Below are 20,732 nucleotides of genomic sequence, written 5' to 3'. Positions count from 1 at the left end.
GTTGGCGCCTACCAAAGCAGGCCCGGGTAGAATGCCCCCATGAAGATCGCCTCGTGGAATGTCAATTCGCTCAACGTCCGCCTGCCGCACCTGGAGCAGTGGCTCAAGGAGTTCGGCCCGGACATCGTCGGTATCCAGGAAACCAAGCTGGAGGACCACAAGTTCCCGGATGCGGCGCTGATCGGCGCCGGCTACCGCAGCGTATTCGCCGGCCAGAAGACCTACAACGGCGTGGCACTGCTGTCACGCGAGCCGGCGCAGGACGTGCAGATCGGCATTCCGGGTTTCGAGGACGAGCAGAAGCGCGTCATCGCCGGCACCTTTGGCGACCTGCGGGTGATCAACCTGTATGTGGTCAACGGCCAGGACGTCGGCACCGACAAGTATGCGTACAAGCTGCGCTGGCTGGAGGCCGTGCACGCCTGGATCGGCGAGGAACTGCAGCGGCACCCGAAGCTGGTCGTGCTGGGTGACTTCAACATCGCCCCGGACGCCCGCGACGTGCATGATCCGGACGTGTGGAACGAGAACCACATCCTCACCTCCACCGCCGAGCGCGGCGCGCTGAACAAGCTGCTGCAGCTGGGCCTGCACGACGGTTTCCGGCTGCACAACGAGGAAGCCGGCACGTTCAGCTGGTGGGATTACCGCGCGGCGGGCTTCCGCCGCAATCTGGGCCTGCGCATCGACCTCACCCTGGTCTCCGATGCGCTCAAGGGCGGCGCCGTGGCGTCCGGCATTGACCGCGAGCCACGTACCTGGGAGCGCCCCAGCGACCACGCGCCGGCATGGGTGCAGTTGGGGTGAGGTAGCGCCGGGCCGTGCCCGGCGCTGCCCGTCGGATCAACGTATGCTCTTGCGGGTGAACAGGTTGACGATCGCCAGCAGGATCACCGCACCGATCAGCGAGAACAGGAAGGTGCGGATGGTGATCGCTTCGTTGATGCCGCCGCCGAACAGCCAGCCGGAAATCAGCGCGCCGACAATGCCGACCACGATGTTGAGAATGATGCCCTGCTGCGCATCGCGCTTCATGATGATGCTTGCCAGCCAGCCCACGATGCCGCCGACGATCAGCCAGATGATGATGCCCATGATCGAACCTCCGGTGGAAAACCGTGACCAGTTGACGCGCATGGCTGTGAACCCGTCGTGCAATCGCGTGACGGTTGCGTGCGGATGAGCTTGCCAGCCACCCTGGATGGCCCCTGGCGCTTCGGGCCCGTGACGGTCTGGCGGCGGCCACATGTGCCGGGCCAGCGCGGTGAGCCGCAGGCCCGGCAGGTGCTGGCACAGGCGCTGGATCTCGCGCCGGAGGCACTGCCGCTGGTCCGCGACGACAAGGGCCGACCCGAGCTGACCGGTGCGCTGGCCGACCACGGCACGGGCTGGAGCCACAGTGGCGACGTGCTGCTGGTGGCGCTGGGTGAAGGTGTACGGCTCGGCGTGGACCTGGAACTGCTGCGCCCGCGCCCACGCCTGCTGGAGATCGTGCAGCGCTTCTTCCATCCGGAAGAGGTGGCCTGGCTGCAGGGCCTGGACGCCGCGGAACGCGAACACTGGTTCTTCCGTGTCTGGTGCGCCAAGGAGGCGCTGCTGAAGGCACACGGGCAGGGCATTTCGTTCGGCCTGCATCGCCTGCAGCTGGCGCCAGGTGTCGACGGCGCCCTGCACCTGCGCTGGTGCGACCCTGCGCTGGGTGATGCCCGGCAGTGGCATCTGCACGAATGGCAGGCCAGCGGCCAGTTCCGTGCCGCATTGGCCTGGTATCCGCAATGAAGCGGCGAATCAGCCCGGGAAACGGGCGATAATGGCGGCATGAGCGAACACGAACTTCCCGCCGGCGTGACCGCCACGCTGGAGCAGGGCCTGGCCGGCATGGGCCTGGACGCCGCACTGGCGCCGCCGCTGCTGCGCTACCTGGGCCTGCTGCACCGCTGGAACGGCACCTACAACCTCACCGCCATCCGCGACCCGCAGGAGATGGTCACCCGTCACCTGCTCGATTCGCTGGCCATGCAGCCGTTCGTGGCCGATGGCCGCCTGGCCGACCTGGGTACCGGTCCTGGGCTGCCCGGTATCCCGCTGGCGATCGCCTGCCCGGGTCTGCAGGTCACCCTGGTCGAGAGCAACGGCAAGAAGGCCCGCTTCATGCGCGAGGCCGTGCGCCAGCTCGGCCTGGGCAATGCCCGCGTGGCCGAGTCGCGCGCCGAAGCGCTGGACGAGGCCGGCCACTACGACCAGTTGACCGCCCGCGCGATGGACACGCTGGCCGGCATCATCCGCGTCGGTGGCCACCTGCTGCGTCCTGGCGGCGTGCTGCTGGCGATGAAGGGCGTCTACCCGCATGAAGAGATCGCCGCACTGCCGGCAGGCTGGCAGGTGCGCGACGTGGCCCCGTTGAGCGTGCCCGGCCTGGCGGGCGAGCGCCACCTGGTCACCGTTACAGGCCCCTGATCCCGCCGCCAACCCTTTGCTCGACAAGGGGTTGGCGATCCACGATTTCCGCCCGGGCCCGGTTGTACGCATAATGACCGGTCCCAGCATCCGTCGACGAGGCACACCCGCATGGCCCGCATCATCGCCATCGCCAACCAGAAGGGTGGCGTCGGCAAGACCACGACCGCCGTCAACCTGGCCGCTTCCCTGGCCAACGCACCCAAGCGCGTGCTGTTGGTCGACCTGGATTCGCAGGGCAACGCGACCATGGGCAGTGGTGTGGACAAGCGTGAGCTGGCGGCGTCCACCTGCGACCTGCTGCTGGGCGAGAACACCGCCGCCGACGTGCGTGTGCAGACCGCGGAAGGCTACGACCTGCTGCCCGGCAACATCGACCTGACCGCTGCCGAAATCCAGCTGATGGCGCAGGGCGAGCGCGAGCAGCGCCTGAAGCGCGCGCTGGCGCCGATCCGCGACGAGTACGACTACATCCTGATCGACTGCCCGCCGGCGCTTTCACTGCTGACGCTCAATGCACTGGCCGCCGCCGATTCGGTGATCGTGCCGATGCAGTGCGAGTATTACGCGCTGGAAGGCCTGAGTGCGCTGGTGGAAACCATCGAGGCGCTGCGCGCCAGCCTGAACCCGGCGCTGGAGATCGAGGGCGTGCTGCGTACCATGTTCGATGTGCGCAACAACCTGGCCAACGCCGTATCGGCCGAACTGACCGAACACTTCGGCGACCGCGTGTTCCGTACCATCGTGCCGCGCAACGTGCGCCTGGCTGAAGCACCCAGCCACGGCCAGAGCATCGTCGGCTACGACCGCGCCTCGCGCGGCGGCGTGGCTTACCTGGGCCTGGCCGGCGAGATCATCCGTCGCAACAACGAACGCAACAAGGCCACCAAGGCCGTGGAGACCGTCTGATGACCAGCAGCAAGCCGGCAGCCAAGAAGCGAGGCCTCGGCCGTGGCCTGGATGCGCTGCTCGGTCCGAAGGGAGCGGTCAGCCAGGTGCAGGCCACCACCGCGGTGATCGAACCTTTGCCGGGTGAGGTGCTGCGCAAGCTGCCGGTCGGCCAGCTGCAGCCGGGCAAGTACCAGCCGCGTCGCGAAATGGACGAGGGCAAGCTGTCCGAACTGGCGGACTCGATCCGGTCGCAGGGCGTGATCCAGCCGATCCTGGTGCGTCAGCTGCCGGCGGGCAACTTCGAGATCGTCGCCGGCGAACGCCGCTGGCGCGCCTCGCAGCTGGCCGGTCTGGACGAAGTGCCGGTGGTGGTGCGCGAACTGGAAGACCGCACCGTCATCGCGATGGCGCTGATCGAGAACATCCAGCGCGAAGACCTCAACCCGCTGGAAGAAGCCGAGGCGCTGCAGCGCCTGATCAGCGAGTTCACCCTGACCCATGCCGAGGCGGCCGAGGCCGTCGGCCGCTCGCGCGCGGCGGTGTCCAACCTGCTGCGCCTGCTGGAACTGCCGGTGGCCATCCGCCTGCTGCTGGAAACCCGCCGCCTGGAAATGGGCCACGCCCGCGCGCTGCTGACCCTGGCCCCGGAACTGGCCGGCAAGCTGGCGCAGGAAGCGGCCGATGAAGGCTGGTCGGTGCGTGAAGTGGAGCGCCGCGCGCAGGCCTTCGCCGCCGGCAAGGTGCCGAGCAACCGCCCGGCGGCCACGCCGAAGGTGCAGCAGGCCGACATCGCCTCGCTGGAAACCGAACTGTCCGAGTCGCTGGGGACCAAGGTGGCGATCAGCCACGGCCGCGGCGGCAAGGGCAAGCTGATCATCCACTACACCGATCTGGATACCCTCGACGGCGTGCTGGAAAAGCTGCGGACCCGCCAGGGCTGAGTCGCTCGGCACGTGGACAGAGACCTGCAATGACCATCCTGCTCACCGGCGCTGCCGGCTTCATCGGTGCCTACACCGCCCGCGCGCTGCTGGAGGCGGGCCAGCCGGTGGTGGGCCTGGACAACTTCAACGACTACTACGACCCGCAGATCAAGCGGGACCGCGTGGCCGCGCTGTGCCCCACGCTGGATCTGCGCACGCTTGACCTGACCGACCGTGAAGGCTTGGCCGCGCTGTTCGACGAACTGCAGCCGAGCGCGGTGATCCATCTGGCTGCGCAGGCCGGGGTGCGCTACTCGCTGGAGAATCCGCAGGCCTACGTCGACAGCAACCTGGTCGGCTTCGTCAATATCCTGGAACTGTGCCGCCACCGCGGCGTGCAGCATCTGGTCTACGCCTCCAGCAGTTCGGTGTACGGCGATTCGGCCACGCCGCCGTTCTCCGAGGACCAGCGCGTGGACCAGCCGCGCTCGCTGTACGCGGCCACCAAGGCTGCCAACGAGCTGATGGCGCACACCTACGCGCAGCTGTATGGCCTGCATGCCACCGGCCTGCGCTTCTTCACCGTGTACGGCGCGTGGGGACGGCCGGACATGGCGCCGCTGCTGTTTTCGCGTGCCGTCCTGGCCGGGCGCCCGATCGAGGTGTTCAACCAGGGGCGCATGCAGCGCGATTTCACACATGTCTCCGACATCGTGTCGGGTATCCTCGGCGCGCTCGCGCACCCGGCCGATGGTCCGGTACCGCATCGGGTATTCAACCTCGGCAACCATACGCCGGTCGAGCTGGAGCGCTTCATCAGCGTCATCGAGCAGGCCGCCGGCCGCCCTGCGCAGAAGGTCTACAAGCCGATGCAGCCGGGCGACATGGTCCGCACGATGGCCGACACCCGCCGCGCACATGACGCATTCGGCTTCGATGCGGTGACCCCGATCGAGCAGGGGCTGCCGCCCGTCGTCCAGTGGTGCCGCGAGTATTTCGGCGATCGCGCCTGAGGAGCAATCCTCACACAGCCGGATTCATCTTCGGATAACCTCGGCTTCGGAGAATGCGCGGTCTTTGTCCCCTCTTGGCCGAGTGACCCATGAGCCAACCCGAGCTTTCCGTTGTCGTCCCCGTATTCAACGAGCGCGACAATGTCGCGCCCCTGATCGCCGAAATCGTCGCGGCACTGCGGGGCCGGTTGCCGTTCGAGATCGTCTATGTCGACGATCACTCCCGCGATGACAGCCTGGCGGTGCTGCAGGGCCTGAAAGCCACCACGCCGGAGCTGCGGGTGCTGCACCACGTCGAGCAGAGCGGGCAGAGCACAGCGGTGCGCACCGGTGTCAAGCATGCCCGTGCGCCGTGGATCGCCACCCTGGATGGTGATGGCCAGAACGATCCGGCCGACATCCCCAAGCTGCTGGCGGCCCGCGATGCTGCCGACGGGCAGGTGAAGCTGTTTGCCGGCTGGCGCGTCAACCGCCAGGACAGCGGCAGCAAGCGCTGGGCCAGTCGCTGGGCCAACCGCATCCGGGCGCGCATGCTGCGCGACGATACGCCCGACACCGGCTGCGGCATCAAGCTGTTCGAGCGCGAAGCCTTCCTCGACCTGCCGTATTTCGACCACATGCACCGCTATCTGCCGGCGCTGATGCAGCGTGCCGGTTGGAAGACCACCAGCGTGCCGGTCAACCATCGTCACCGTACCGCTGGCGTCTCCAAGTACAACAACCTCGGCCGTGCGCTGGTCGGCATCCGCGACCTGCGGGGCGTTGCCTGGCTGATCACCCGCAGCAGGCGTACCGCGGTGGAAGAACGATGATGGCGCTGCACTGGCTCGACCAGCCGCTGACCTGGTTGTTCTGGACCGGCCTGCATGTGACGGGCTGGAAGCTGATCGGCTATACCGGCGCACTGATGTTCGGCGGCCGCTGGCTGGTCCAGTTCATCGCCTCCCGGCGTGCCGGCAAGCCGGTCATCCCGCGCCTGTTCTGGTACATGAGCGTGATCGGCAGCCTGATGACGCTGAGCTACTTCCTGTTCTCGGCCAAGCAGGATTCGGTGGGCGTGCTGCAGAACCTGTTCCCGGCGTTCACCGCGCTGTACAGCCTGCACCTGGACATCCGCCATCGCGGCTGGAAGCGGGACAAAGCCAGCCATTGAGGCAGCGCCGGAGAGGTGTCCGTTCTCCGCGCTGCGCGCTCGCGGGGCATGGCCCCGCGCTACCGATCCAACCGTTGAGGCGGCACCTGGGCGGGATCGAACGCCGGTAGCGCCGGGCCATGCCCGGCGGAGGTGTCCGTTCTCCGCGCTACCGGTCCTGCAGCGCAGGCAGGACTTTTGAACCATGCCCCGGCTGTCCGGCGGTGCCATGATCGGCGTCTGCCTTCCCGGGAACCTGTGCTCGTGAAAACCCGTCTTGCCGTTGCCCTGCTCATCGCCCTGTCCGCTCCGGCTGCCGTCGTGGCGGCTCCGCCCGCGCTCGCGGCGTCCGCCCCTGCGACCACCGAATCGGCGGCCGATGCCGCCTTCCGCGCGCTGTACGAAAAGGAATGGAAGTGGCGCCAGGCCGGGGGCGGTGAAGCCAGCGAGGATGGCGACGCGCCGGCCAACGCCACGCGGCTGCCCGATGTGGGCGCGGCCGCGCAGCAGGCGCGCCTGAAGGTCTGGGACCAGACCCTGGCCGAGCTGAAGAAGATCGACCCGAAGACACTCAGCGCCGACAACCAGGTGAACTACGCGATCTACCGCGACCAGGTGTTCAACCTCGCCGAGGAGGTGCGTCTGCGGGCCTACGAGATGCCGTTCAACTCCGATTCCTCGTTCTGGTCCAATCTCTCGTTCATGGCCCGGCGCGAGATGAAGACCGCACAGGACTTCCGCAACTACATCGCACGCCTGGACGATGTGCCGCGCTATTTCGGCCAGCAGACCGAGAACATGCGCGCCGGACTCAAGCGGGGTTTCAGCGTGCCCCGCGCGGTGCTTGACGGGCGCGAGGTCTCCATCGCCACCGTCGCCGAGCTGAAGGACCCCACCGAGTCGCCGCTGTACGCGCCGTTCAAGAAGCTGCCGGCCAGCATTCCGGCGGCCGAGCAGGCGCAGCTGCAGGCGCAGGCCCGTGCGGCGATCAGCGGCAAGGTGGTGCCGGCGTTCCAGCAGCTGCGTACCTTCTTCGTCAACGAGTACGTGCCGCAGGCGCGTACCACCCTGGCGGCCGAAGCGATGCCGGAGGGCAAGGCGTTCTACAGGCAGCAGATCCACGAATACACCACGCTGGACCTGTCGCCGGATGAGATCCATCGCATCGGCCTGGGCGAAGTCGCGCGCATCCAGAAGGAGATGAACGACATCATCCAGCAGGTCGGCTTCAAGGGCAGTTTCGGCGAATTCCTGACCTTCCTGCGCACCGATCCGCAGTTCTACGCCAAGACCCCGAACGAGCTGCTGTATCGGGCGGCGTGGATCTCCAAGCGCATCGATGGTGTCATCGGCAAGTACATGACACTGCCGCGCGCGCGCTTCACCATCGTGCCGGTGCCGCCGGACATCGCGCCGTTCTGGACCGCAGGCCGCGGTGGCATGGGCACCTATTGGCTCAACACCTACAACCTGCCGGCGCGGCCGCTGTACAACCTGCCAGCGCTGACCCTGCACGAGTCCGATCCCGGTCATGCCCTGCAGGGCGCGCTCGCCGCCGAACAGGGCGAACAGCCCGAGTTCCGCCGCAACGCCTACATCTCCGCCTACGGCGAAGGCTGGGGCCTGTACAGCGAGAAGCTGGGCGTGGAGATGGGCATCTATGAAACCCCCTACGAGGATTTCGGTCGCCTCACCTACGAGATGTGGCGCGCGGCACGCCTGGTGATCGATACCGGGGTGCACAGCAAGGGCTGGACCCGGGAACAGGCCATCGCCTACCTGCGTGACCATACCGCGCTGAGCGAGCACGAAGTGACCACCGAAGTGGATCGCTACATCTCCTGGCCGGGCCAGGCGTTGAGCTACAAGCTCGGCGAGATCGCCATCGTGCGCCTGCGCGCGCAGGCCGAGAAGGAGCTGGGCGACAAGTTCGACGTCAAGGGTTTCCATGACGCCGTGCTCAAGCAGGGGTCGGTGCCGCTGCCGGTACTGGAACAGCAGATCCAGGCCTATATCGCGCAGCGCAAGCAGGCCTGATCCGAAATGCCGCCGGGCATGGCCCGTCGCTACCGGAATGCGTGGTGGTAGCGCCGGGCCACGCCCGGCGAGCGCGAAGCGCGGCAGACGGGGCCGGATCGCAGGATCCTGCCCCGTCGTCTTTCAGCGCACCGGCCGCGGCTTGGCCACGCGCGCAGCGAAGGTCGGCAGCACCAGCAGGGTCAGCGCGGTCGCCGTGATCAGGCCACCGATCACCACCGTCGCCAGCGGTTTCTGCACCTCCGCACCGGAGCCACTGGCGATCGCCATCGGAATGAAGCCGACAATCGCCACCAGTGCCGTGGTCAGCACCGCGCGGATCCGGCTGGCGGCACCGTTGATTGCCGCCTGCAGGGGCAGGTCACCGGCATCGAGCCGCTCGCGGACGGCCTGCATCAACACCAGGCCGTTCAGCGTGGCCACGCCGGACACGGCGATGAAGCCGACCGCAGCCGATACCGAGAAGGGCATGCCACGCAGCAGCAGGGCGAGAATGCCGCCGACCAGCGCCAGCGGCACGCAGCTGAACACCAGCACGGCTTCCTTGCCACTGCGCAGGGCCATGAACAGCAGGCTGCCGATCAGCAGGAACACGACCGGCACCACCGTTGCCAGGCGCTTTTCCGCGCGCTGCAGGTTCTCGAACTGGCCACCCCAGGTGAGATAGGCGCCCGGCGGCAGCGCCACGTCGGCCACCGCTGCCTGCGCTTCGCCGACGAAGCCGCCCAGGTCGCGGCCGCGCACATTGGCCTGCACCACCACCCGGCGGCTGCCATTGTTGCGGCTGATCTGGTTCGGTCCCTCGCTGACCGTGATGCGGGCCACCGAGGACAGCGGAATGACCAGTCCGGCCGGTGTGGCAATCGGCAGCGATGACAGCTGGTCCGGATCGTTGCGTGCGGCATCGTCCAGCCGCACCACCACGTCGAAGCGTCGGTCGCCCTCGAAGATCTTGCCGGCCGCCGTGCCACCGATGCCGGTGGCCAGTGCATCGCTTACGTCCGCAGCGGTCAGCCCGTACTGCGCGGCGGCGACAGGGTCGATCTTCACGTTCAGGGTCGGCAGGCCGGAAATCTGCTCCACCCGCACGTCAGCCGCACCGTCCACCGCACGCAGCTTCAACGCGACCTGGTCGGCCACCTTCTGCAGCTGGCTGAAGTCATCGCCGAAGATCATCACCGCCAGGTCGGTGCGCACGCCGGAGATCAGCTCGTTGAAGCGCAGCTCGATCGGCTGGCTGAACTCGAAGCTGTTGCCCAGCTGCTGCCCGGCCAGCGCCTCGAAGCGCGCCACCAGCGCCTCCTTGTCCAGCGTCGGATCGGGCCACTCCTTGCGCGGCTTCAGCACGATCACGCTGTCGGAGATGTTGGTCGGCATCGGGTCGATCGCGGCTTCAGCGGTACCGGTGCGCGAAAACACGGTTTCCACTTCCGGTTGCCCGGCAATCGCCTTTTCCAGCGCCAGCTGCATCGCCAGCGACTGCTCCAGCGAGGTCGACGGTACGCGCAGCGCCTGCATCGCCACATTGCCCTCATCCAGCGTCGGCATGAATTCGCGGCCCAGCAGCGAGAACGAACCGATGCCCACCACCACCATCATCACCGCGCCGGCCAGCACCGAGCGTGGGTGGTCCACCGCCTTGCGGATCACCGGTTCGATGCGTGCGCGCAGCACGCGGATCAGGCGTGTTTCGTGTTCGCCGTCATCGGCGTGCGCCCCGCTTTCCTTCAGCTTCGGCTCGCGCACCAGCAGCGCAGCCATGGCCGGCACGAAGGTGAAGGAGAACAGGAAGGCACCCACCAGAGCCAGCATGAACGTGGCGGCCATCGGATGAAACGTTTTTCCTTCCACGCCTTCCAGGGTCAGGATCGGCGCAAACACCAGCAGGATGATCAACTGGCCGAACGCCGCTGGACGCGCCATCTTCCGCGCCGACTCCGCCGCCACGCGCAGACGTTCCATCGCGGTCAGCGCACGGCCCAGTTCGGCGCGGCGCTGGCCCAGCATCAGCAGCGTCGACTCGATCACGATCACTGCACCGTCCACCAGGATGCCGAAATCCAGCGCACCCAGGCTCATCAGATTGCCGCTGATGCCGAAGCGGTTCATGCCGATCACGGCGAACAGGAACGACAGCGGAATCACCAGCGCGGTGATGGTTGCCGCGCGCAGGTTGCCCAGCAGCAGGAACAGCACCACCACCACCAGCAGCGCACCTTCGGTGAGGTTCTTTGCCACGGTTCTGATGGTGGAGTTCACCAGCACGCTGCGGTCCAGCACCGGCACGGCCACGATGTCGGCCGGCAACGACCTGTTGACCTGCTCCAGGCGCGCCGCTGCCGCCTGCGCGACGGTGCGGCTGTTGCCACCGGCGATCATCAAGGCGGTACCGAGCACGGCCTCGTGACCATTGCGGCTGGCCGCGCCCAGGCGCGGTGCACGGCTGAGATCGACATCGGCCACGTCGGCCACGCGCACCACCACGCCGTTGCGGGTCGCAACGGGGGCCTGCGCCAGATCATCAGTGGTCAGTGCCAGGCCGTCCGCACGTACCACCAGGCCTTCGCCGGCACGCTGCACGAAACCGGCACCCGCCTGCACGTTGGCGCGCTGCAGTGCCGTGACCAGGTCGGCCAGGCCCAGGCCATGCGCAGCCAGCCTGGCAGTGTCCGGGTGCACGCCGTACTCCTTCACGTACCCGCCGACCGTATCGACGCCGGCCAATCCCGGGCTGGAGCGCATCTGCGGCGCGATGATCCAGTCCTGCACCGTACGCAGGTAGGTGGCGCGTTCTTCCGGCGTGCGCAGCAGGCTGCCCTCCGGCGTCCGGTAGACCTCGCCGGCCTGCCAGCCCGCATCCCCCGGTCTGGCCAGCCGGGCGGGATCGAACGGGGTGAAGTCCACCGTCCACATCAGCACCTCGCCCAGGCCGGTGGTGACCGGCGACAGCAGCGGCGATGCGCCATCGGGCAGATCTTCCGCCGCTTCACGCATGCGCTCGGCCACCTGCTGGCGGGCGAAGTAGATGTCGGTCGCGTCGGTGAAGATCGCGGTGACCTGGGAGAAGCCGTTGCGCGACAGCGAACGGGTGGTGGTCAGGCCGGGAATGCCGGCCAGCGCGGTTTCCAGCGGGTAGGTCACCTGCCGCTCGATCTGTTCCGGTGTCAGCGCAGGTGCCACCGTGTTGATCTGCACCTGGCGGTTGGTGATGTCCGGCACGGCGTCGATCGGCAGCTTGCCCAGCTGGAACAGGCCCCAGGCCGCGATCAGCGCCGCCAGGAACACCACCAGCCAGCGGAAGCGCACCGCTGATTCAATGATGAGCTTGAACATGGTCGCCTCCTCAGTGGCCGTGCTCGGCTTCGCCCTTGGCCAGTTCGGCCTTGAGCAGGAAGGCATTGGTGCCGACGATGCGCTCGTTGCCGCTCAGTCCACCCAGGATCTCGATGCGATCACCGGCACGACGGCCGGCCAGCACCGGCTGTGCCTTGAAACCGCCTTCCACGGCGACGAACACGGCGCTGCTGCCGTCGACGTTCTGCACGGCATCGGCTGGCACGCTCAGTGCACCCTCCCGGCCTTCGGTGACCACCCTGGCCGAGACCGGCGAACCGGCCGGCGGCAAGGCCGCCTCCACCGGCGTCGCGCGGATGACCGCCACGCCGCCCTGCTGGCGCACGTCGGCCGCAGAGCCGGTGACCGTGGCGGTGAAGCTGCCGCCCGGCACCGTGACGTCCAGCGTCATGCCCGGGGTGACCTGCGCGGCCAGCGCAGGCGGTGCGGTGAACACCAGTTCGTTCATCGCCGGATCGGCGACATCGGCCACCGCGCTGCCTGCGGCGACCACGCCGCCTGGAGTGACCTGGACGTTGCCGACGATGCCGGTCACCGGGCTGGTGATGCGCACGCGGCCACTGGCATCGGGCGCACCGTTGGCCGCGGCCTGCGCCTGTGCGGCAGTCGCCTGCGCCTGTGCGGCCAGCGAACGGGCGCGCGATGCTTCCAGCTCCTGGCGGGCGACCACGCCCTGTTCGACCAGCGCCTTGTCGCGGCCGTAGGCCAGGCGTGCCGCCTCGGCTTCGGCCGATGCGGCCAGAGCGTTGGCGCGGAACACGGCGGCTTCGCCGCTGACCACGATCGCCAGGGCCTGGTTCTGCTTCACCGCTGTGCCTGGTGCCACCAGCACGCGTTCGACGCGACCGCTCACGGTGGACGCCACCGAGGCACGTGCGCCCACCGATGGTTCGACACGGCCCGACAGGCGGGTGGAGCCGCCACCACCGCGTCCGACGGCCACCACTTCGATACCGGACGCCTTGATCTGTTCCGGCGTCAGCTGCACCACGCCTTCGTCGGCGTCGGCCGGTGCCTTGGTAGCCTCGGCCTTGGCGTCCGGGCTGTCGGCTGCGTGCCCGTGGCCGTCATCGCTGCCGGCTTTGGCTGCAGTGGCATCGGCTGTTTCCGGTGTCTGTGCGTTGCCGGCGCAGCCGGCGAGGAGAACGGCCAGCACGACGCCGCCAAGCAGGGGAAAGGAACGGGACAGTGTCATGGGGCCTCCATAAAGGGTGCGCGCCCCTCGAGGCGGGCAAGATCGATTTCCGCGGCGACGCGCGACAGGCGTGCATCCACCGCGGTGCCGCGGGCGGCAATGAGCGCGCTGCGCGTGCTGCGCAGTTCCAGCTGCGAGATGCGTCCGGCATCGAAGCCGACGCGGGCCAGCCGATAGGCTTCCTCGGCCGCCACCACGCTTTCATCGGCGGCGCGGGTGCGGCTGCTGGCGGCCTTCAGCCCGGCAATGGCCGACAGCCGTCCGGCCTCGCTGTCGCGGCGTTGCTGGTCCAGGCGGGCTTCGGCCGCGCGCTGGTCGGCACTGGCGGCACGGATGCCGCCCCGGTTGCGGTCGAACAACGGCACGGTCAGGCTGACGCCGAGCGTGTAAGCGCGTTCGCCGCCTTCGCGGAAGCGGGTCTGTCCGGCGGTCAGGCTCAGGTCGGGCAGCGCCCGCTTGCGCTCGACGTCCACCAGCCGGCCGGCCGCATCGGCTTCGGCTTCGGCGATACGCACCGCGAGTGCGGCATCGGTGGCGCCGCGTGGCAGCGGAGGTGCGCGGTCGAGCAGGCTGCTGTCGATCGACTGCACCGGCGAATCCAGCAGCGCGGCGCCGGCCAGGCGCGCCAGCGCGGCGTCGCGGAAGGCCTGCGCCTCGTCCAGCGCGGCGCTGGCATTGGCCACCTCGCTCTGCGCCTGCACCGCACGCAGTTGCGGTTCACGCCCTTGCCTGACCATGGCATTGACGGCCTTGGCATCGTCGCGGGTCAGGGCCAGCGCCTCTTCGGCCAGGGTGTAGCGGCGCAATGCGCTCTCTGCCTGTGCGTAGGCCGCGGCCAGCTGGCCGGCAACATCACTGCGGCTTTGCGCGCCACGCAGATTGGCGGCCTGGGCCTCGGCACGGGCGGCACGTACGCGCGCGCCGCGCTGGCCCCAGACCTCCAGCGGCTGGGACAGGCTGAGCACACTGTCGGCCTTGCCCATGCCGCCGTAGGAGCCGGTGCCCCACGCGTTCTCGGCCGACCAGGAAAGGGAAGGATTGGGCAGCGCACGGGCCTGGTCGGCGCGGGCGTCGGCAGCCTCGGCCAGCGCCGAGCCCACACGGGCGCCGGGCAGCTGGTCCAGTCGTTCAAGCAGGGTGTCGTAGGAAGGAGCAGCTTGCGCCATCACCGATGCCGCCGGGGCTAGGCCCAGCAACACGGCGACGACCAGCCCGGCCGCACGCGGCGACCGTGGTGTCAGGATCGACATAGGGGGATTCCGGTTGTGAGTGAAACGGGAGCCCGCAGCAGCGGGACGCGCTCAGCTCACGCCCGGGGGGGACGCGTCAGTTCATCCTGGGCGACGGCGTAGGCCGTCGCATCGCCGGCCGTCATCCAGCGCGCCGGCAGCGGCGCATCGAAGGCGGCGAAGGTGTTCGCCGGCAGGCTGGAGGTGGAATGGTGGCAGTGGTTATGCGTGCAGGCACCGGTGTGCTTGCTGTCACTGTCGCCTGCGGTGTCATCGGCCGCCGACTCCACATGTGCCACGCTGGCATGCGGTTCCACCGCGCACGCCAGCGCGTCGGCCACCGGCACGACCACGAATGCCGCCATCAGCAGCATCAGCAGGTACGAGCGTAGGTGGCGGGCGATCCGGCGCATGGAGGGGAGGCTAGCAAGCGGTTTTCGCCGGATACAATATCAATGGCCACTTCGGGAATTCGTCGGAATCTCCCGTTCAGCTGGGCGGGCGCGGGGTCGGATCCCTTTCCTCCGGAAAGGGCTCTGACCCAACCCGCCGTTCGGGTGCGTCGCGCACATGTGCTCTGGTAGGTGTCGACCTTGGTCGACACGCTTTTCGCCGCTGGGGTCAGATCCCTTTTCTCTGGAAAGGGCTCTGATCCCATCGCATTGCCGGCCAGCGGCCGGCACTACCCGGGTCACGGCAGTTTCGCGATCACCTTGATCTCGAACTGGAAGCCGTACAGCCAGGTCACGCCGATACCGGTCAGGGTGGGGTGGGGCGCCTCTCCCCAGTACTCGGGCACGATCGCCCAGGCCTTCTCGAAGTTTTTCTCCGGATCGACCAGGAACACGGTCACGTCGATCACGTCATCGAACGTGCAGTCTGCGGCGGCCAGCACCGCATTGAGATTGTCGAAGGCGCGACGGACCTGCGCCTCGAAGTCCGGTTCGGGCGAGCCATCCTCGCGGCTGCCGACCTGCCCGGAGACGAACAGGAAGCCATTGGACCGGATCGCCGGAGAGTAGCGGTTGCGGTCATACAGGGCCTGGCGGCCAACGGGGAAAACGACATCGCGGTGTGACATGGGAAGGGCCTGATGGGAAGAACCGCCATCCTGCTCGCGATTGTTGTCTGGATATACCGCGATGATCGGACTAGATTGATCGCACAACCCAAACAATCGGATCGCCGATGGACCGCTTCGAGGCCATGCGCGCCTTTGCCCGTGTGGTGGAGACCGGCAGCTTCACCCGTGCCGCGACGACCCTGCAGATCAGTCGCACCACGGTGACCCAGCTGGTGCAGCAGCTGGAAGCGCACCTGCGTCTGCGCCTGCTCAACCGCACCACGCGGCGGGTCAGCGTCACCGCCGATGGTGCGGCCTACTACCCCCGCATTGCCCGCCTGCTGGCCGAGCTGGAAGAGGTCGAGGGTGGCCTGGGCGATGCCGCCGTGCAGCCGCGCGGCCGCCTGCGCATCGACGTGCCCGGGCCCTATGCGCGGCTGCGGCTGGTGCCGGCACTGCCGGACTTCCAGGCGCGCTACCCCGAGATCCAGCTGGACATCGGCGTCAGCGACCGCGAGGTCGACGTCATCGCCGACAACGTCGACTGCGTGATCCGTGGCGGCACCCCGGCCGACCCGGCCCTGGTGGCACGGCCGCTGGGCGAGCTGCCGATCGGCTTCCACGCCAGCCCGGACTACGTGCAGCGCTTTGGTCTGCCGGAGCATCCGCGCGCGCTGGAGGGACCGCAGCACCACATGGTTGGGCTGCTCAGCCCACGCAGCGGGCGGGCGCGGGTCTTCGCCGCGCGGCGCGGCGATGAGACCGTCCAGGTGCAGGGCCGCCATTCGGTCGGCTTCGATGACGGCAATGCCTACCTCGCCGCCGGCCTGGCCGGGCTGGGCGTGGTCGCCCTGCCCAGCTACATGGCCGAGCCGCACGTGGCACGCGGTGAACTGCTGCCGCTGCTGCAGGCCTGGCAGCTGCCGTCGATGCCGATGCACATCATGTTTGCGCCGAACCGGCACATGAGCCAGCGCCTGCGGGTATTCATCGACTGGGTGGTGGAAGCGCTGGGGTGATGGACCCGCAGGGCCGAGCCCACGCCCGGCCGCTCCTGTGGGTAACTTGCGCAAGGCCTTGATTGCATGCATAATGCGCGGCTCGCTGTGTCCGGTTTCGTGCCGGGCGGCGCCCCCGGGAGCACGTCCCCGGCCGCCCAACGCCAGCGTAACCCTTTGATTCTCTTGACGTGTGGTGGGCAACCACCGAGGCCGCCGTCTCCCGGGCTACGGGCTGACAACAACTACTATCGAGGTGCGCAATGTCCCGCGTATGCCAGGTTTCCGGCAAGCGAGTGCAGACGGGTAACAACGTCTCGCACGCCAACAACAAGACCCGTCGTCGTTTCCTGCCGAATCTGCACGAGCGCCGTTTCTGGGTGGCCAGCGAGAACCGCTGGGTCAAGCTTCGTGTTTCCGCGCATGCACTGCGCACCATCGACAAGAACGGCATCGATTCCGTTCTGGCTGAGCTGCGTGCGCGCGGCGAAAAGGTCTGAGGAGTAAAGCATCATGGCAGGCAAGCGCGATAAGGTCCGTATGATTTCCTCGGCCGGTACCGGCCACTTCTACACCACGGACAAGAACAAGAAGAACACCCCGGGGAAGATGGAATTCCTGAAGTACGATCCGGTCGTGCGCAAGCACGTCCTGTACAAGGAAGGCAAGATCAAGTAATCCGCACGGATTGCTGGTCCCCGCGAAGAAACCCGCCCTTGTGGCGGGTTTTTTCATGCCTGTCATCTGGTCTGGTGGGTGCCGACCGTTGGTCGGCCCTGCCGTACTCCCTGCGCAGGCTGTCGCCTATGGCGCAGTGCGCGGAATCATGGGCCGAATGCGATAAGTGATTCTTCCTACCGGTTCCGGCAGTTCGCGCGATCCAAATCAATTGGAATCACTGGCTTCGCTGTGTCCATGATGGCAAGCCGCTGCATCTGCAGCGGCCGGGCTTGCAATCCCGAGGAATCGAGTAACGGTAAATTCGCCAGCCGCTGCCCCTGCTTTTGCAGCGGCTGGCGACCCGCTCTGCCTTCTGGCGGGCGGTGCGTGGGGGCCATGTGCCCGCCGGTTTGTTCCCGTTGCTTGTTCCCCGGTATTGCAACCACGCATCGTCCGCCACCTTCACCGGTGGCCAGATCCGTTGAAGGAGGGTGCATGAACACCCCATCACACCGGCAGGACCTGGAACTGGGCTGGCTGCGCCTGCAGCGCATGCTGGAAGGCATCGAAGGCATGGCGCTGCTGCTGTGCGACCACCATCTGGCGCTGAGCAAGGGTACCTCCTCGCCGCTGCCGGATGCACAGCTGGAGCGGGCGGCGCAGGCCATTGCCTGCATGGCGCTCAACGGCCGCCGCCACGCCGAATCGGTTCGCCAGCTGAGCGAGGTGCCGGTGCGGCATTGAGGCCCGCCCTCCCTTGTAGAGCCGAGCCCGTGCCCGGCTGCGCTGAGGCAGTCGAGCAAGCTCGACTCTACACACCCTGCTGGGCAGAATGGCCCATCACCTGCCGACGGACGACGCGATGCTGGTTGAGTGGTTGCTGGGATCGTATCTGCTGCTGATCGACTGGCTGATCCGGCTGGTCGCGCTGTGCTGGATTCCGACCCGCACCACGCCGGGCGCGGCCCGCAGCTGGCTGCTGCTGGTCGGTTTCGTGCCGCTGCTGGGCCTGCCGCTGTATCTGCTGTTCGGCCACCCGTGGCTGTCGCGCGAGCGCATCCGCCGCCAGGCCGAGGCCTCGCAGGTCATCCGCGAAGAGCAGGCGCTGCAGCGCCGCCTGCGCTGGAAGCCGGAACCGGATACGGCCAGTGCGGAAATCGTGCCGCTGGTGCAGCGCCAGGGCGATTTCATGCCGGTGCACGGCAACGCCGTCGATCTGCTCACCGATTACGACGAATCGCTGCACACGCTCATCGCCGACATCGACCAGGCCGAAGACCGCGTGCACCTGCTGTACTACCTGATGTTCGACGATTCGGTGGGCGAGGCCATCGTCGAGGCGCTGCAGCGTGCCGCCGCCCGCGGCGTGCAGTGCAGGGTGCTGCTGGACGCGGTGGGCGCCAAGCGCGGCCTGCGCGCCTACCGCAAGCGCCTGCAGGCGCGCGATATCGAAGTGCGGGCGATGCTGCCCGGCGGGCTGCGCTGGCGCCGCAGCGGCCGCATGGACCTGCGCAACCATCGCAAGATTGCGGTGATCGACAACGAAGTGGGTTACATCGGTTCTCAGAACCTGGCACGGCCGGAGTTCGTGCCAGGCCATCCCAACCGCGAGCTGGTGGCGCGTGTGCGCGGCCCGGCGGTGGCACACCTGGAAGCCGTGTTCGCCAGCGACTGGTACATCGAGACCGGCCAGCGCCTGGACGTCATTGCCGACGTACCCGAGTGCAGCGACGATGTTGCCACCCAGCTGCTGCCCAGCGGGCCGGCCTATCCGTACAGCAACGCGCGTGATGCCGTCGCCGCACTGATCCATCTGGCCCGCCGGCGGCTGGTGATGGTCACCCCGTACTTCGTGCCGGACGAAGCGACCCTGAGCGCGCTGCGCATCGCCGCGCTGTCCGGGGTGCAGGTGCAGCTGATCCTGTCGGCCAGCAACAACCAGCGGCTGACCGCCTGGGCGCAGGAGGCCTACTACGACGAGCTGCTGCGCTGTGGCGTGCGCATTGCCCTGTACGAGCCGCAGTTCCTGCACGCCAAGCACATGAGCGTGGATGAAGACATCGCGGTGCTCGGCTCGATCAACATGGATATCCGCTCGTTCGCGCTGAATGCCGAGATCGGTCTGGTCTGCTACGACCGCGTGCTGGTGACGCAGCTGTGTGCCATTGAAGACGATTACCTGCGCCAGTCGCGCCAGCTCGATCTGCAGCAGTGGCGCAAGCGTCCTGCCTGGCGCCGCAGCCGCGAAGGCATCGCACGCCTGGCCGACGCGTTGATGTGAACCGGTGCGCCGGAGCTCGAGCGGTCTCGATCATTGCGCACGCGGCGGCACTCCGGCCCGTCATGGCCGATGGCCTACAATCGGCACATGACTGATTCACCGTGTAATGGCGAACTGGACCTGGCGATCATCGGTGGTGGTGCGGCCGGGGTGCTGGTGGCGATCCAGGTGCTGCGCCAGGCCCGGTCGCCACTGGCGCTGGCCATCTTCGAACCCGCCTCGCAGCTGGCCCAGGGCATCGCCTATGCCACGCCGTGGCCGGAGCACCTGCTGAATGTGCCGGCGGCGAAAATGAGTGCGTTCGCCGAGCAGCCGGCTGACTTCCTCGATTACCTGATGGCCGTCAACGCCTACCCGGGCGAGACGCGCGAGGTGCTGGGCGAGCGTTATGTCGGCCGCCATCATTTCGCCGCGTACCTGCAGCAGCGTCTGCAGGAGGCGGTTGCGGCCAGCCCGGCGCAGCTGCAGGTGATCGCGCAGCCGGTGCGGGGCCTCACCCCGGATGACTCCGGTTACCGCCTGCAGCTGGGCGATGGCCACACATGGCATGCCGCGCAGGGGGTGCTCGCCACCGGCAACAGCATGCGTCCGCTGCCGGTGGCCGGTGCCGATGGACTGCCTGCCGACACCGTGGTCGAAGCCTGGGACTACGACGGCGTGCGCGCGTTGGCAGGCGCGCACGCGCTGGCCATCGTCGGTTCCGGTCTGAGCATGGCTGATACGGTGCTGGCGCTGGTCGCGGCCGGTCACACCGGCCCGCTGCATGTGATTTCCCGTCACGGCCTGCTGCCGCTGCCGCATGCGCACGCGGGCCTGCCGGATTTCGACCCCGCCCCCCTGCTGCCGATGACGCTGCGCCAGCGCCTGCGCACGCTGCGCCGGCAGGTGCGCCGGGCCGAGGCGGATGGCCTGCCCTGGCAGGGCGTGATGGACCGCCTCCGTCCGCATGGACAGGCGCTGTGGTGCAGCCTCGACGAGGCCGATCAGCGGCGGTTCCTGCGCCATGTGGTGCGCTACTGGGATGTACATCGCCATCGCATCGCCGAAGAGGTCGATGCACAGTTGCGTGCATTGCAGGCCAGCGGTCAGCTGCGCGTGCATCGCGCACGCCTGGATCGGGTCTGGCGTGAGGGCGATGCGCTGCAGCTGTCGGGCCACGATGCGGCCGGACACCCGCAGCAGTGGACGATCGGGGGTGTGATCAACGCCACCGGTGTGGAGACCCGCGCCACCGCGTTGCGCAATCCGTTGCTGCAGCAGCTTCAGGCCGATGGCCTGGCCCGTCCCGGGCCGCATGGGCTGGGCCTGGACAGCACGGTGCCCGGCGATCGCGTGCGCAGCGCCGGCGGCCAGCCGCAGGCGCGGCTGGGCGTACTTGGCAGCCTGCGCATCGGCAGCCTGTGGGAAAGCCTGGCGGTGCCTGAACTGCGCCAGCAGGCGCAGGCACTGGCCACCCAGGTGGTCGCAGGAGCCGCGACGGCGATGCCGTAAAATGGGGG

21 protein-coding genes are annotated in these 20,732 nt (G+C 68.1%); 15 read left to right on the top strand and 6 right to left on the bottom strand.

Going from position 1 to position 20,732, the window contains the following annotated elements; translation table 11 throughout:
* Positions 1 to 39: 39 nt before the first annotated feature.
* Positions 40 to 807: an exodeoxyribonuclease III gene (xth, locus tag ACZK08_RS19140; protein WP_065181410.1), complete on the top strand. Its 768-nt coding sequence runs from the start codon at positions 40 to 42 to the stop codon at positions 805 to 807.
* Positions 808 to 843: 36 nt separating this feature from the next.
* Here the strand turns inward: xth and ACZK08_RS19135 are convergent, their stop codons facing one another.
* Positions 844 to 1,095 carry a GlsB/YeaQ/YmgE family stress response membrane protein gene (locus ACZK08_RS19135; protein ID WP_005411656.1) on the bottom strand — a complete coding sequence of 84 codons (252 nt, stop codon included), beginning with the start codon at positions 1,093 to 1,095 and terminating at the stop codon, positions 844 to 846.
* Positions 1,096 to 1,179: 84 nt separating this feature from the next.
* Here ACZK08_RS19135 and ACZK08_RS19130 point away from each other — a divergent pair, with 84 nt between their 5' ends.
* The 8 genes from ACZK08_RS19130 (at position 1,180) to ACZK08_RS19095 (ending at position 8,453) form a co-directional block, all read left to right on the top strand.
* Positions 1,180 to 1,779 (top strand): 4'-phosphopantetheinyl transferase family protein, encoded by a 600-nt coding sequence (locus ACZK08_RS19130; RefSeq protein ID WP_065174253.1) that lies wholly within the window; start codon positions 1,180 to 1,182, stop codon positions 1,777 to 1,779.
* A 39-nt stretch (positions 1,780 to 1,818) separates the two neighbouring features.
* Positions 1,819 to 2,457 (top strand): 16S rRNA (guanine(527)-N(7))-methyltransferase RsmG, encoded by a 639-nt coding sequence (rsmG, locus tag ACZK08_RS19125; protein ID WP_053517711.1) that lies wholly within the window; start codon positions 1,819 to 1,821, stop codon positions 2,455 to 2,457.
* 111 nt (positions 2,458 to 2,568) lie between these two features.
* The gene (locus ACZK08_RS19120) at positions 2,569 to 3,366 is read left to right on the top strand and encodes a ParA family protein (RefSeq protein ID WP_053517712.1); all 798 of its coding nucleotides are present in this window, start codon (positions 2,569 to 2,571) and stop codon (positions 3,364 to 3,366) included.
* Positions 3,366 to 4,289, top strand: coding sequence for a ParB/RepB/Spo0J family partition protein (locus tag ACZK08_RS19115; protein ID WP_053517713.1), 924 nt, complete (start codon positions 3,366 to 3,368; stop codon positions 4,287 to 4,289). Before ACZK08_RS19120 ends, ACZK08_RS19115 begins: the two co-directional genes overlap by 1 nt.
* A gap of 29 nt (positions 4,290 to 4,318) precedes the next feature.
* Complete coding sequence (locus ACZK08_RS19110) at positions 4,319 to 5,284, top strand: NAD-dependent epimerase/dehydratase family protein (RefSeq protein ID WP_065181412.1); 966 nt, start codon at positions 4,319 to 4,321, stop codon at positions 5,282 to 5,284.
* A gap of 89 nt (positions 5,285 to 5,373) precedes the next feature.
* The gene (locus tag ACZK08_RS19105; protein WP_065174256.1) at positions 5,374 to 6,096 is read left to right on the top strand and encodes a glycosyltransferase family 2 protein; all 723 of its coding nucleotides are present in this window, start codon (positions 5,374 to 5,376) and stop codon (positions 6,094 to 6,096) included.
* Positions 6,096 to 6,437 (top strand): lipid-A-disaccharide synthase N-terminal domain-containing protein, encoded by a 342-nt coding sequence (locus ACZK08_RS19100; RefSeq protein WP_053517717.1) that lies wholly within the window; start codon positions 6,096 to 6,098, stop codon positions 6,435 to 6,437. The genes ACZK08_RS19105 and ACZK08_RS19100 overlap by 1 nt, the downstream gene beginning before the upstream one ends.
* Before the next feature lie 243 nt (positions 6,438 to 6,680).
* Positions 6,681 to 8,453 (top strand): DUF885 domain-containing protein, encoded by a 1,773-nt coding sequence (locus ACZK08_RS19095; RefSeq protein WP_065174509.1) that lies wholly within the window; start codon positions 6,681 to 6,683, stop codon positions 8,451 to 8,453.
* A 123-nt stretch (positions 8,454 to 8,576) separates the two neighbouring features.
* Here ACZK08_RS19095 and ACZK08_RS19090 read toward each other — a convergent pair whose 3' ends face one another.
* The 5 genes from ACZK08_RS19090 to ACZK08_RS19070 form a co-directional block, all read right to left on the bottom strand.
* Positions 8,577 to 11,786: an efflux RND transporter permease subunit gene (locus ACZK08_RS19090; RefSeq protein ID WP_065181413.1), complete on the bottom strand. Its 3,210-nt coding sequence runs from the start codon at positions 11,784 to 11,786 to the stop codon at positions 8,577 to 8,579.
* A gap of 10 nt (positions 11,787 to 11,796) precedes the next feature.
* Positions 11,797 to 13,002, bottom strand: a complete 1,206-nt coding sequence (locus tag ACZK08_RS19085) for an efflux RND transporter periplasmic adaptor subunit (protein ID WP_065181414.1) — start codon at positions 13,000 to 13,002, stop codon at positions 11,797 to 11,799.
* Complete coding sequence (locus tag ACZK08_RS19080; RefSeq protein ID WP_053517721.1) at positions 12,999 to 14,252, bottom strand: TolC family protein; 1,254 nt, start codon at positions 14,250 to 14,252, stop codon at positions 12,999 to 13,001. Before ACZK08_RS19080 ends, ACZK08_RS19085 begins: the two co-directional genes overlap by 4 nt.
* A gap of 56 nt (positions 14,253 to 14,308) precedes the next feature.
* Positions 14,309 to 14,644, bottom strand: a complete 336-nt coding sequence (locus ACZK08_RS19075) for a hypothetical protein (protein ID WP_053517722.1) — start codon at positions 14,642 to 14,644, stop codon at positions 14,309 to 14,311.
* Between the two features lie 278 nt (positions 14,645 to 14,922).
* Complete coding sequence (locus ACZK08_RS19070; RefSeq protein WP_065181415.1) at positions 14,923 to 15,312, bottom strand: RidA family protein; 390 nt, start codon at positions 15,310 to 15,312, stop codon at positions 14,923 to 14,925.
* Positions 15,313 to 15,419: 107 nt separating this feature from the next.
* On the opposite strand from ACZK08_RS19070, the gene ACZK08_RS19065 reads away from it, so the two are divergent.
* The 6 genes from ACZK08_RS19065 (at position 15,420) to ACZK08_RS19040 (ending at position 20,724) form a co-directional block, all read left to right on the top strand.
* Positions 15,420 to 16,313, top strand: coding sequence for a LysR family transcriptional regulator (locus ACZK08_RS19065; protein ID WP_065181416.1), 894 nt, complete (start codon positions 15,420 to 15,422; stop codon positions 16,311 to 16,313).
* A 242-nt stretch (positions 16,314 to 16,555) separates the two neighbouring features.
* The gene (rpmB, locus tag ACZK08_RS19060; RefSeq protein ID WP_005411638.1) at positions 16,556 to 16,792 is read left to right on the top strand and encodes a 50S ribosomal protein L28; all 237 of its coding nucleotides are present in this window, start codon (positions 16,556 to 16,558) and stop codon (positions 16,790 to 16,792) included.
* Positions 16,793 to 16,802: 10 nt separating this feature from the next.
* On the top strand, positions 16,803 to 16,970 hold the full coding sequence (gene rpmG / locus ACZK08_RS19055) for a 50S ribosomal protein L33 (RefSeq protein ID WP_169411268.1): 168 nt from the start codon (positions 16,803 to 16,805) through the stop codon (positions 16,968 to 16,970).
* Positions 16,971 to 17,447: 477 nt separating this feature from the next.
* The gene (locus tag ACZK08_RS19050) at positions 17,448 to 17,696 is read left to right on the top strand and encodes a hypothetical protein (RefSeq protein ID WP_053519934.1); all 249 of its coding nucleotides are present in this window, start codon (positions 17,448 to 17,450) and stop codon (positions 17,694 to 17,696) included.
* 118 nt (positions 17,697 to 17,814) lie between these two features.
* Positions 17,815 to 19,233: a cardiolipin synthase gene (gene cls, locus ACZK08_RS19045; protein WP_053519935.1), complete on the top strand. Its 1,419-nt coding sequence runs from the start codon at positions 17,815 to 17,817 to the stop codon at positions 19,231 to 19,233.
* Between the two features lie 69 nt (positions 19,234 to 19,302).
* Positions 19,303 to 20,724, top strand: coding sequence for an FAD/NAD(P)-binding protein (locus tag ACZK08_RS19040; protein WP_053519933.1), 1,422 nt, complete (start codon positions 19,303 to 19,305; stop codon positions 20,722 to 20,724).
* The last annotated feature ends 8 nt before the right edge of the window (positions 20,725 to 20,732 follow it).

Source organism: Stenotrophomonas sp. 112478_Sma (assembly GCF_056479905.1).
Note: the sequence above shows the minus strand (reverse complement) of the source record. Positions and strands in the feature narration are given on the sequence as shown.

Coding starts and splice junctions, on each gene's coding strand:
- ACZK08_RS19065 (WP_065181416.1), top strand. CDS start 15,420: ATGGACCGCTTCGAGGCCATGCGCGCCTTTGCCCGTGTGGTGGAGACC.
- ACZK08_RS19080 (WP_053517721.1), bottom strand. CDS start 14,252: ATGTCGATCCTGACACCACGGTCGCCGCGTGCGGCCGGGCTGGTCGTC.
- ACZK08_RS19040 (WP_053519933.1), top strand. CDS start 19,303: ATGGCCTACAATCGGCACATGACTGATTCACCGTGTAATGGCGAACTG.
- ACZK08_RS19075 (WP_053517722.1), bottom strand. CDS start 14,644: ATGCGCCGGATCGCCCGCCACCTACGCTCGTACCTGCTGATGCTGCTG.
- ACZK08_RS19070 (WP_065181415.1), bottom strand. CDS start 15,312: ATGTCACACCGCGATGTCGTTTTCCCCGTTGGCCGCCAGGCCCTGTAT.
- cls (WP_053519935.1), top strand. CDS start 17,815: ATGCTGGTTGAGTGGTTGCTGGGATCGTATCTGCTGCTGATCGACTGG.
- ACZK08_RS19105 (WP_065174256.1), top strand. CDS start 5,374: ATGAGCCAACCCGAGCTTTCCGTTGTCGTCCCCGTATTCAACGAGCGC.
- ACZK08_RS19120 (WP_053517712.1), top strand. CDS start 2,569: ATGGCCCGCATCATCGCCATCGCCAACCAGAAGGGTGGCGTCGGCAAG.
- ACZK08_RS19110 (WP_065181412.1), top strand. CDS start 4,319: ATGACCATCCTGCTCACCGGCGCTGCCGGCTTCATCGGTGCCTACACC.
- ACZK08_RS19090 (WP_065181413.1), bottom strand. CDS start 11,786: ATGTTCAAGCTCATCATTGAATCAGCGGTGCGCTTCCGCTGGCTGGTG.
- ACZK08_RS19100 (WP_053517717.1), top strand. CDS start 6,096: ATGGCGCTGCACTGGCTCGACCAGCCGCTGACCTGGTTGTTCTGGACC.
- ACZK08_RS19115 (WP_053517713.1), top strand. CDS start 3,366: ATGACCAGCAGCAAGCCGGCAGCCAAGAAGCGAGGCCTCGGCCGTGGC.
- xth (WP_065181410.1), top strand. CDS start 40: ATGAAGATCGCCTCGTGGAATGTCAATTCGCTCAACGTCCGCCTGCCG.
- ACZK08_RS19085 (WP_065181414.1), bottom strand. CDS start 13,002: ATGACACTGTCCCGTTCCTTTCCCCTGCTTGGCGGCGTCGTGCTGGCC.
- ACZK08_RS19135 (WP_005411656.1), bottom strand. CDS start 1,095: ATGGGCATCATCATCTGGCTGATCGTCGGCGGCATCGTGGGCTGGCTG.
- ACZK08_RS19050 (WP_053519934.1), top strand. CDS start 17,448: ATGAACACCCCATCACACCGGCAGGACCTGGAACTGGGCTGGCTGCGC.
- rpmB (WP_005411638.1), top strand. CDS start 16,556: ATGTCCCGCGTATGCCAGGTTTCCGGCAAGCGAGTGCAGACGGGTAAC.
- rsmG (WP_053517711.1), top strand. CDS start 1,819: ATGAGCGAACACGAACTTCCCGCCGGCGTGACCGCCACGCTGGAGCAG.
- ACZK08_RS19130 (WP_065174253.1), top strand. CDS start 1,180: ATGAGCTTGCCAGCCACCCTGGATGGCCCCTGGCGCTTCGGGCCCGTG.